This is a genomic window from Floccifex sp. (assembly GCF_051873495.1).
Lineage (GTDB): Bacteria > Bacillota_I > Bacilli_A > Erysipelotrichales > Erysipelotrichaceae > Floccifex.
In genome coordinates, this window is record NZ_JBJEEX010000059.1 from 1 (window position 1) to 10,182 (window position 10,182).

General features: G+C 32.0%; 12 protein-coding genes. 10 read left to right on the plus strand and 2 right to left on the minus strand.

All coding sequences use genetic code 11. The annotated features are described in order from the left end of the window. Positions 1-213 (minus strand): DUF5662 family protein (locus tag ACI313_RS03850; protein WP_439755305.1); only part of this gene is annotated, 213 nt, incomplete at its 3' end. Positions 214-331: 118 nt separating this feature from the next. Here ACI313_RS03850 and rpmE point away from each other — a divergent pair. The 8 genes from rpmE to ACI313_RS03890 all read left to right on the plus strand — a co-directional run bounded on the left by rpmE (position 332) and on the right by ACI313_RS03890 (position 7,326). Further along, positions 332-547, plus strand: a complete 216-nt coding sequence (gene rpmE, locus ACI313_RS03855) for a 50S ribosomal protein L31 (RefSeq protein WP_320608633.1) — start codon at positions 332-334, stop codon at positions 545-547. A gap of 62 nt (positions 548-609) precedes the next feature. Next, positions 610-1,773 carry an aminotransferase class I/II-fold pyridoxal phosphate-dependent enzyme gene (locus tag ACI313_RS03860; RefSeq protein WP_439755306.1) on the plus strand — a complete coding sequence of 388 codons (1,164 nt, stop codon included), beginning with the start codon at positions 610-612 and terminating at the stop codon, positions 1,771-1,773. Positions 1,774-1,821: 48 nt separating this feature from the next. After that, complete coding sequence (locus tag ACI313_RS03865; protein WP_439755307.1) at positions 1,822-2,949, plus strand: helicase-related protein; 1,128 nt, start codon at positions 1,822-1,824, stop codon at positions 2,947-2,949. Further along, positions 2,880-3,545 (plus strand): ComF family protein, encoded by a 666-nt coding sequence (locus ACI313_RS03870; protein ID WP_439755308.1) that lies wholly within the window; start codon positions 2,880-2,882, stop codon positions 3,543-3,545. Before ACI313_RS03865 ends, ACI313_RS03870 begins: the two co-directional genes overlap by 70 nt. Before the next feature lie 25 nt (positions 3,546-3,570). Then, a complete protein-coding gene (locus ACI313_RS03875) occupies positions 3,571-4,899 on the plus strand; it encodes a hypothetical protein (protein ID WP_439755309.1) in 1,329 nt (442 codons plus the stop codon). An 82-nt stretch (positions 4,900-4,981) separates the two neighbouring features. After that, on the plus strand, positions 4,982-5,992 hold the full coding sequence (locus ACI313_RS03880; RefSeq protein WP_439755310.1) for a bifunctional UDP-N-acetylglucosamine diphosphorylase/glucosamine-1-phosphate N-acetyltransferase GlmU: 1,011 nt from the start codon (positions 4,982-4,984) through the stop codon (positions 5,990-5,992). 30 nt (positions 5,993-6,022) lie between these two features. Beyond that, positions 6,023-6,985 carry a ribose-phosphate diphosphokinase gene (locus ACI313_RS03885; RefSeq protein WP_320608639.1) on the plus strand — a complete coding sequence of 321 codons (963 nt, stop codon included), beginning with the start codon at positions 6,023-6,025 and terminating at the stop codon, positions 6,983-6,985. Beyond that, positions 6,985-7,326, plus strand: coding sequence for a Spx/MgsR family RNA polymerase-binding regulatory protein (locus tag ACI313_RS03890; RefSeq protein WP_320608640.1), 342 nt, complete (start codon positions 6,985-6,987; stop codon positions 7,324-7,326). The genes ACI313_RS03885 and ACI313_RS03890 overlap by 1 nt, the downstream gene beginning before the upstream one ends. On the opposite strand, the gene ACI313_RS03895 is transcribed toward ACI313_RS03890, so the two are convergent. Continuing rightward, positions 7,312-8,061: a TatD family hydrolase gene (locus ACI313_RS03895; RefSeq protein ID WP_439755311.1), complete on the minus strand. Its 750-nt coding sequence runs from the start codon at positions 8,059-8,061 to the stop codon at positions 7,312-7,314. The two genes, ACI313_RS03890 and ACI313_RS03895, sit on opposite strands and share 15 nt — an antisense overlap. 67 nt (positions 8,062-8,128) lie before the next feature. Between ACI313_RS03895 and proB the strand changes: the two genes are divergently transcribed. Together proB and ACI313_RS03905 are read left to right on the plus strand one after the other, a co-directional pair. Beyond that, a complete protein-coding gene (gene proB / locus ACI313_RS03900) occupies positions 8,129-8,896 on the plus strand; it encodes a glutamate 5-kinase (RefSeq protein WP_439755312.1) in 768 nt (255 codons plus the stop codon). Continuing rightward, positions 8,893-10,116, plus strand: a complete 1,224-nt coding sequence (locus ACI313_RS03905) for a glutamate-5-semialdehyde dehydrogenase (protein WP_439755313.1) — start codon at positions 8,893-8,895, stop codon at positions 10,114-10,116. The genes proB and ACI313_RS03905 overlap by 4 nt, the downstream gene beginning before the upstream one ends. The last annotated feature ends 66 nt before the right edge of the window (positions 10,117-10,182 follow it).

The following is a 10,182-nucleotide window of genomic DNA, read 5'->3' on the forward strand; positions in this document are numbered from 1 at the left end:
AAGCCAACCTAAAGAATATCCTTTTTCTTCTTTTTCAGCATCGATAGGAGAACGATATCCTTGATAATAAGTAAAACCGGTTTTTAATTCAATGTAGGAGTACTTACTTAAATCATGAAGTATTCCTTGTTTGAATAAATGACAACGAAAACATAGCCAAGTTACTTTTAATTTATGATGTGTAATTGTTTTAAGGTGTTGTAGTGCTTTCATAGCTTCTATTATAACAAATTTTTATGATTATTATCTTGATATTTATAGGATTGAATGCTAAAATTTGATAGCACTTACTTTGGGCTCTAAGAGTCTAAGGCGGAAGGAGGAAAATAGTATGAAAAAAGGAATTCATCCTAATTATCACACTGTTAAATGCATCTGTACTTCATGTGGAGCTGAATTCGAAACTGGAAGCACAATCAAAGGTGATGAATTGCGTGTAGATACTTGTAGTAACTGCCACCCATTCTTTACTGGACGTCAACGTTTCGCGGCTGCTCAAGGACGTATTGAAAAATTTAACAAGAAATACGGATTTAACAACAAATAAAAAAAACATTTTTTATAAAACTAGGTGTCGTAAAGACACCTTTTTAAATAGTTGGAGGATATATGATTCAAACAAAGCGTATGGAAGCATTTGGTACTTCTATTTTTACGGAAATTAAAAAAATGAAGGAAGATTATATTGCACAAACAGGAAATGACGTGATTGATTTTTCAATTGGTTCTCCTAATATTCCACCTGCATCTTTTATTATTGATGAAATAAAAGAAAAAATGGATGATGCTGAAAATTGGAAATATGCCATTACTGATATGGACGAAATGAAAGAAGCTATTAAAGAATGGTATGCACAAAGATATCACGTTGATTTAGAATACAACGAAATGCTTTGTGTATCAGGATCTCAACAAGCACTTAGTATTTTACCAATGTCAGTATGTGATCCAGGAGATATTGTCTTAGTACCTGATCCTTACTATCCTATTTTTAGTGATGGACCTAAAATTGCTGGAGCTGATGTGCATTATATGCCATTGTTAGAGGAAAATGATTATTTAATTCAATTTGATAAAATCGATGAAGAAATTGCTCGTAAAGCGAAAATGATGATTGTTTCTTATCCAAACAATCCTACTTGTGCTACAGCACCTGATTCATTTTATAAAGAATTAATTCAATTTGCGAAGAAATACGACATTATTGTTTTACATGACAATGCCTATAGTGAATTAGTATTTGATGGAAAAGAAGGAAAAAGCTTTTTATCGTATCCAGGAGCTAAAGAAGTTGGAATTGAATTAAATTCTTTTTCGAAGACATTTGGAATGGCAGGAGCAAGACTTGGAGTTGTTGTAGGTAACCATGAAGTTGTACAAGCTTTTGATACTTTAAAATCAAATATGGACTATGGTATTTTCAAACCAATTCAATACGGAGCCATTAAAGCATTAAAAGAAGGAAAAGAAAAGATTAAAGAAACATGTTTAGCTTATCAAAAAAGAAGAGATACACTGGTTAAAGCTTTTAATGAAGCAGGATGGAATGTTCCATCAAGTCCAGCTACAATGTTTATGTGGGCTAAAATTCCAGATAACTATGTAGATTCAATGACATTCACAAAAGATCTATTAAACAAAGCCGGTGTTGTTGTCACACCAGGACAAGCTTTTGGTCAACAAGGAAATCGTTATGTTCGTATTGCCCTTGTGCAAGATGAACAAGCTATATACGAAGCAAGTAAACGCTTAAAAGAAGCTAATATTTTTTAATTAGCTTCTTTTTTTTGCGTTTTTTAAAATTTTTACGAATATATAAATATGAAATGTTTTAGATGCAACAATACCGACCCTACATTATTCTATTATGACTCAGGTGTTTATTACTGTCGAAAATGCATTATGTTTTCTAGACTTGATGCCAATACGCCTATCAAAAAAGTAACACTATCGAAAAAGATGATTAATACAAGTCCAAAATTAAAGTATCCCCTAACCCCTAAACAAAAAGAAACATCACATAAAGTTTGTACGCTATTAAAACAAGGAAAAGATGTGTTCTTATATGCCTGTACTGGAGCTGGTAAAACAGAAATCACATATGAAAGTATTTGTTCTTATTTAAAAGAAGGAAAGAAAGTTTGTTTTGCGATTAGTCGTAGACAAGTGGTTCTTGAATTAAAAGATAGACTACAAAGCGTATTTCCATCTTTACATGTTGTTTGCGTTGCCCAAGGCTATATCGATGAAATCGATGGAGATATTATTGTATGTACAATGCATCAATTATATCGCTATCCTTATTGTTTTGATTTATTAATTATGGATGAAGTGGATGCCTTTCCTTATATAGGAAATGAAGTACTAGAAACGATTGCTTCTCTTTCCTGTATTGGACAAAAACTATATTTAAGTGCTACCCCTGATGAAACTTTATTACACAAAAGTGAAGTTGTAACGTTATTTCAAAGACCACATGGACATCCTTTACCTATTCCTAAAGTATTTGTTTGTGCTAAATTTATACAATTTATATTAATTATATATTACTTAAATAAATATAAATCCCATCAAATCTTATTATTCGTTCCCACTATTCAAGACTGTATTACAATGCACTATTTATTAAAACCATTTGTATCCAATGCCTATGTTCATTCTCAATTTGTAAATAAAGACCAAGTATTACAAGAATTCCATAACAAATCATTTCGATGTTTAATTAGTACTACATTATTAGAAAGAGGAATTACGATTCCAGATGTATATGTATTTGTGTATCAAGCCAATCACAGTGTTTTCACATGTAGTAGTCTAATTCAAATATTTGGTCGAATTGGAAGAAGTTTTACTTCACCAGAAGGGAAAGGAATTTGTTTATGTTCAACATACAGCGATGCCATCAAAAACTGCATCAAGCAATTAAAACAAATGAATCAAGATGCCTGATATGCAATGAAAAAATAAATACAATCAATGAATTATTATTTGATGAAGAATGTATTTGTCCTAATTGTAAAAGCCAATTTATCAATCATCGTAAAGCATATTTAATTGATGGGATATGGTACTATGTTTTATATGAATACAATGAATTCTTAGAACGTTTGTTGTTTCAATACAAAGAACAAAACGATATTGCCCTAGCTCCAGTATTCTTAAAAGACTATCAAGATGTATTTAAAAAAATAGTAAAAAATCATTCTATTTGTGTTATGCCATCGAGTAATGAAAGACGAATGAAACGAGGGTTTGAACCGAATATTAAGTTATTAAGTAATTATTTTGTATATTCTCCTTTTTATAAAACAAATGATATAAAACAATCAAGTAGTTCAAATCGAAAAGAAATAGAAGAAGTGATTCAATTGAAATTAATGTATCCAATGGATCAAAAAAAGAAACTATTATTTGATGATGTGATTACAAGTGGACATACTATGCATCGTGGTATTGTATTATTGCACCCAGATGTGGTATTTTTATTATCAGCCCATCCTGAATGGATTGCATCAAAGTCTATGGAAAAACAAAAGAGGTTTTGATAGAATATAGAAGCAGGTGATGATTATGAGAAAAGAAACAGAACAAGATGAAATTTCTAGAATCTTGGATTCTTATGAAGATGAGACATTAAAACAAAAGATGGATGCGTTTGCGGAATCTAAAAAAAGTCGCGTTAATCGTCATGAAGAAAAGAAAGAAGCTGAAATTCCTTCTTTTGCTTCCGAACAACAAGGAGATACGCGCATTGTTTTAGGTGCCCAAGATAAAAAACAAGATACACAACCCGTTAATTTATCAGGAACAATGGCTTTTGATCCAAAACAAATGGATTCTCAAAGAAGTGTTTCAGGTACAGTTGTGATTGACGATGATGAAATTCAATCGTTATTAGATGATCAAAAAGGTCCTCAATTAACTAGAAAAAAAGTTGTAAAGGAAAAAGTAGAAGACGATGAAGAAGATGATTTTCGTTTAAAGAAAACAGTAAAATCGTCACAAAACGGAAGTTCGAAAAAGTCTAAGAACAATGGTAAAACAATTGGTGTAATTGTAGCTTCAGTTTTAGGTGTTTTACTTGCGATTCTTTTAATTTTTGGAGTTGTGAAAGTTGTTCAAAACTTTACAGGAGGCAACATCAGCTCTGAACAACAACAAGAATACTATGACGAAATTATTAATTGGGTTCAAGATTATAATTGGTATAGTGACGATGAAAAAATGGGAATCATTGATTTAGAATCAAAATACAATAAGTTAACGAAATCTCAAAAAGAAGATGTGAATAAAACATTTGAAGAAAAAACAGGAAAGACTTTTGATGAATTATTAGCGAGTGCTATTAGTAAAGAAAAAGAAAATTCTAAAAACAACAATACTGAAACCGCGCAAAAGAAAGCGGATTTAAAAGATAAAATCAATGATTTAAAGAGTGATTTAAGAAGCGCAAAATCAGATTTAGATGATGCCCAAAATGATTTAGATGATGCGACACAAAGCTACAACAAAGCCGTTAGTGATGTATCTAAATATGAAGCCGAAGTAAATGATTACAATAATATCATTTCAACTTATCAATCATATGAAAATACATATAACACACGTTATACAGATTATTTAAATACCGATTATGCCGATCAAGAAACGCGTGATGCGATTTGGAAAGATGTAGAAGCAGCTAAGGCTAATATGGATTCTTTACAATCGGATTACAACAATGCGACTACGAGTCTTTCTGGAGCACAAGCAAATTTAAATAATGCGACAACCAATATGAACAATGCCAAAGCAGATATGGATGCGGCTCAACAAGAAGTAAATAATTGTCAAAGTGTAATTGATGAAATTAAAAGTAAAATTGAGTTATATCAACAACAATACAATGATTTAGATTAAGATAGTAAATATTACTATCTTTTTCGTGTTTAAAATCTATGTAAAAATTGATAGAATGTATAAGCAAAAGGAGAGTAACAATATGCGAAATGCGATTGTTTTAGCAGCCGGTAAAGGAACAAGAATGAAATCGGAAACAAGTAAGCTAATGCATCCGATTATTGATCGACCTATGCTGGGATATATTATCGATGCCCTTCGTGCGGTTCACGTAAATCGAATTGTGATCGTGGTAGGATATCAAGCACAAAGTATTATGGATGCATATCCTGATTGTGAATTTGCGATGCAGATGCCACAACTTGGAACAGGACATGCCGTTATGCAGTGTAAACAATTAGAAAATGAACAAGGACAAACTGTAATTATTAATGGAGATGGTCCTTGTATTCAACCCGAAACATTGGAAAACTTATTTAAAGCCAATGAAAATGCTTCTTGTACATTATTAACTTCGGTTTTAGAAGACGGGGCTCATTATGGACGAATTGTTCGTGATGAAAATGGAGATGTACAAGCAATTGTAGAAGCAAAAGATTGTAATGAAGACCAAAAATTAATTCGTGAAATTAATGCGGGAATGTATTGTTTTAATAACCAGGATTTATTTAAAAATCTTCATTTACTACAACCAAACAACAAACAAAACGAATATTATCTAACAGATATGGTAAAAATTCTTGCCTCACAAGGAAAGAAAGTTAACGGAATTGTCATTGAAAATCGTGATGAAGTCATGGGAATCAATGACTGTGTAGAATTACATAAAGCTTATGAATGGATGACAAATCGTATTAATACCAATTGGATGAAAGAAGGCGTTCAGATTATCGATCCAAAACGCACAATGATTGGTAAAGACGTTGTGATTGGACACGATGTTGTGATCTATCCAAATGTTGAAATCACAGGAAAAACAGTCATTGGAAATCATGTGACTATTTATGGAAATTCAACAATTCAAGATTCCATCATTGAAGATGGAGCATGCATTGACAACAGTAAAGTTGTGAATAGTGTAGTTCAAAAGAATCAAAAAGTAGGTCCTTTTGAATTCAAAAATGGAAATGGTTTGAACATTAAAAATGTTTAAATAAAAAGTATGAGTGGGAGAAAAAATCAAATGAAAGACACAATTGTATTTGCTTTAACATCAAGTAAAGGCTTGGCACAGGGAATCTGTAGAGAATTAGGAATCGAATTAGGAAAATGTAGAGTAAATCACTTTGCGGATGGAGAAATCTTAGTTGAATTAGATGAATCTGTTCGTGGAAAACATGTTTACTTTGTACAAAGTACAAACGCACCTGTTAATGACAATTTAATGGAATTATTAATTGCGATTGATGCTTGTAAACGTGCAAGTGCATCAACAATTAACTGTATTATTCCTTATTTTGGTTATTCAAGACAAGATCGTAAAGCGAAACCTCGTCAACCAATTACATCAAAATTAGTTGCGAGCTTATTAGAAACAGCTGGAGCGGATCGCGTCGTTACAGTTGATTTACACGCAACACAAGAACAAGGATTCTTCGATATCCCTGCTGATGATATCTCAGCATTAAAATTAATTGCGAATTACTTAAAACATAAAAACATCGAAGACATTACGGTTGTTTCACCAGACCATGGTGGTACAGTTCGTGCTCGTAATTTAGCACTAGAATTAGATGCTCCAATCGCAATCATCGACAAACGTCGTCCTAGACCAAATGTAGCTGAAGCTATGGGATTATTAGGAGAAGTTGAAGGTCGTACAGCTGTTATTATCGATGATATGGTTGATACAGCGGGAACATTGGTTTCTGGTATCAAAATGTTGAAAGAAAAAGGCGCAAAAGAAGTTTATGCCGTTTGTTCACATGGAATTTTATCAGGACCAGCTATTGAAAGATTATCAAATAGTGGATTAGCTGAATTCATTTGTACAGATACAATTGATCAACACGAACACCAAAGATTATATCCAGAAATGAAAGTAATTTCTGTTGCTCCATTAATGGCTGCTTTAATTCGTGCTGTTGAAGATAATACATCTTTATCAACTGCTTTAAATACAGCTTTAGCACATCACCAAGAATAATGATGACATTTATTGGATATCCACGTTGTTCAACTTGCATTAAAGCCTATAAATTATTAAGTGAAGAATACGAAGTTGAATATCGTGACATTGTTAAAGACAATCCAACAGAAGATGAAATCAAAGAATGGATTTCAAAAGGTGTAAAGTTAGATTCTTTGTTTAATACACACGGTAAATTGTATCGTGAACTAAACATAAAAGAAAAGAAATCAACTTGTTCTCAAGAACAATTGATTTCTTTGTTAGCACAAAATGGTATGTTAGTAAAACGACCAATTGTGATAGATCAAGATACAATTTATATTGGTAACGAATACCAAAAACTACTTAAAAAATAAATTAAAGTTATTTTCAATCTGTGAACATAAAGTAAGTTCATCAACTTGTTTTATTTCACAGATTTTTTTTGCGACCAATGAAACATTCTTGGGCTCATTTTGTTTACCACGAAAAGGAACAGGAGTTAAATAAGGTGAATCTGTTTCTGTTAAAATACGATTCATAGGACATTGTTCAACACACTCTAAAGCCTGACGTGCATTTTTATATGTGATAGGACCCGCAAAAGAAATAAGCGAATTCATTTTTAAACACTCTTTCATCGTTTCAACGCTTCCTGAAAAACAATGGAAAATAATTTTAGTTTGACTATATTCTCTAAGTATATCTAATGTATCTTTTGTCGCATCACGCATATGAATCGCAATGGGTTTATTAAATTCATTCGCAATTTGAATCTGACGAATAAATACTTCTTTTTGTTTATCTTTAAAAGAATCATCCCAATAATAATCCAAACCAATTTCACCAATACAATCAAGGGAATCAATACGATCAATTAATAACTGATAATTTTGTTCTTCAATTTCTAAAGCATCCCCAGGATACCATCCAAAGGCAATACGAATAAAAGGATATTGTTCCTTTAAAACCAAAGCTCTTTTAAAATCAATTTCTTTACAACAAATAACCATTAAACTAGTAATCTTTTCTTCTTTAATATGATCCATTACTTCATCAATACGAGAATAAAGTGAATCATCGGTAATATGACAATGTGAATCTGTATACATAATATCCCTCGTTTCGTATTAATTTTACACTAATTTATGATAGAATGGACAAAAGTAGGTGAAAAATATGAGAGTAGTAGTAAAAGTGGGCTCTAGTACATTAACGTATCCATCAACAGGTTTATTAAACATTCGTAGAATTGAAAGTCTATGTAAAGTGTTAAGCGACATTAAAAACGAAGGCCATGAAATTATTTTTGTTTCAAGTGGAGCTATTGCTATGGGATTAGGAAAACTCGGATTAAAGGAAAAACCAGATTCTCTTTGCGAGAAACAAGCCATTGCTTCGATTGGACAAAGTGAATTAATGTATACATATGATCAATTATTTTCACGATACAATCATACGATAGGACAAATTCTTGTCACTAAAGAAGACATCGAACAAAGAAAAGAAAACTGCATTAATACGATAGAAAAATTATTGAATTTCAATTGTATACCGATTATTAATGAAAACGATACAATTAGTACAAGTGAAATTGAAATTGGTGATAATGATACACTAGGAGCTGTTGTTGCCAAAAGTTTAAATGCTCAATTATATATTATTTTATCGGATATAGATGGACTCTATACATCCGATCCAACTAAAAACAGTGACGCCCAATTAATTTCGGTTGTGAATTCCATTGATGAATCGATTTTAGTATTAGCTTCGAATTCACATTCTAAAGTAGGAACCGGTGGAATGATTACTAAACTTCAAGCAGCTCAAATTGTGACACAAGCTGGATGTAATATGATAATTGCCAATGGGAAAGATCCTAATATTTTGTATGACATTATGAAGCATAAAGAAGTGGGTACTTTATTTAAAGGAGTTAAGGTATGACAACATTAGAAATTATGCAAGAAGCCAAAAGAGTCTCTAATTCAATTCATCTTTCAACACAAGAAAAAAATAAGGCACTTTATTTTATGGCTCAGTCTTTAATAAAACACACTAATGAAATTATACAAGCCAATCAAATGGATGTGGACCAAGTAAAAGATACATTTACGTCTACAAAATTAGATCGCCTTGAATTAAATGAACAAAGAATTCAAGCTATGGCCAATGGTATTTTAGAAGTAATGGAATTAGAAGACCCAACAGGAATTATCTTAGATGAAGTAAAACGAAATGGTTTATTGATTCAAAAGAAAAGTGTTCCTTTAGGTGTGATTGCCATCATTTATGAAAGTAGACCCAATGTGACAAGTGATGCAGCGAGTCTTGCGATTAAAAGTGGGAATGTCTGTATTTTAAGAACAGGAAAAGAAGCTTGGCATTCTGCTTTTGCGATTGTCTCAGCTTTACAAAAAGGATTAGCACAAGCAAATTGTGATCCAAACATGATTCAATTAATTGAAGATACAACTCGAACAAGTGCCTATGAATTAATGAATGGCATCGGATACATTGATTTATTAATTCCAAGAGGAGGAAAAGGCTTAATTCAATCATGTGTTGAAAATGCCAAAGTCCCATGTATTGAAACAGGAACTGGTATTTGTAGTGTATATGTAGATGAGGACTGTGATATCGAAATGGCTTTAAATATTGTCGAAAATGCGAAAACAAGTCGTCCATCGGTATGTAATGCCCAAGAAACTTTATTAGTAGCTAAAAACATTGCTCCTCAATTTCTTCCTAAATTAAAAGAAAGAATTCCGCAAGTGGAGTTAATATTAGATGAAAAAGCTTTAAAAATAATAGACGGAATTCTTGCAAGTTCAGAAGACTTTGATACGGAATTTCTTGATTATATTCTAGCTGTTAAAGTAGTGGACAATGTACAAGAAGCTATTGCTCATATTCAAAAACATTCCACGCATCATTCAGAAAGCATAGTAACAAATAATGCGAAACACGCACAATTGTTTGTCGATTTAATTGATAGTGCTGCTGTATATGTCAATGCTTCCACGCGGTTTACCGATGGCAATGAATTTGGGTTAGGATGTGAAATGGGAATATCGACACAAAAGCTACATGCCCGTGGTCCTATGGGATTAAAAGAATTAACTACGTATAAATATATTATTCATGGAAATGGGAATATAAGATAAAAGCTCTAAAATGAACCGAACCCAATAATTTGGACAAATTAATTTTTAAGCTGATGCTAAGGATTG

Bases quoted from the DNA above. Each gene is read 5' to 3' on its own strand.
- ACI313_RS03875 (WP_439755309.1), top strand. From the start codon at position 3,571: ATGAGAAAAGAAACAGAACAAGATGAAATTTCTAGAATCTTGGATTCT.
- ACI313_RS03890 (WP_320608640.1), top strand. From the start codon at position 6,985: ATGATGACATTTATTGGATATCCACGTTGTTCAACTTGCATTAAAGCC.
- ACI313_RS03870 (WP_439755308.1), top strand. From the start codon at position 2,880: ATGTTCAACATACAGCGATGCCATCAAAAACTGCATCAAGCAATTAAA.
- ACI313_RS03895 (WP_439755311.1), bottom strand. From the start codon at position 8,061: ATGTATACAGATTCACATTGTCATATTACCGATGATTCACTTTATTCT.
- ACI313_RS03865 (WP_439755307.1), top strand. From the start codon at position 1,822: ATGAAATGTTTTAGATGCAACAATACCGACCCTACATTATTCTATTAT.
- ACI313_RS03860 (WP_439755306.1), top strand. From the start codon at position 610: ATGATTCAAACAAAGCGTATGGAAGCATTTGGTACTTCTATTTTTACG.
- ACI313_RS03880 (WP_439755310.1), top strand. From the start codon at position 4,982: ATGCGAAATGCGATTGTTTTAGCAGCCGGTAAAGGAACAAGAATGAAA.
- ACI313_RS03885 (WP_320608639.1), top strand. From the start codon at position 6,023: ATGAAAGACACAATTGTATTTGCTTTAACATCAAGTAAAGGCTTGGCA.
- rpmE (WP_320608633.1), top strand. From the start codon at position 332: ATGAAAAAAGGAATTCATCCTAATTATCACACTGTTAAATGCATCTGT.
- ACI313_RS03905 (WP_439755313.1), top strand. From the start codon at position 8,893: ATGACAACATTAGAAATTATGCAAGAAGCCAAAAGAGTCTCTAATTCA.
- proB (WP_439755312.1), top strand. From the start codon at position 8,129: ATGAGAGTAGTAGTAAAAGTGGGCTCTAGTACATTAACGTATCCATCA.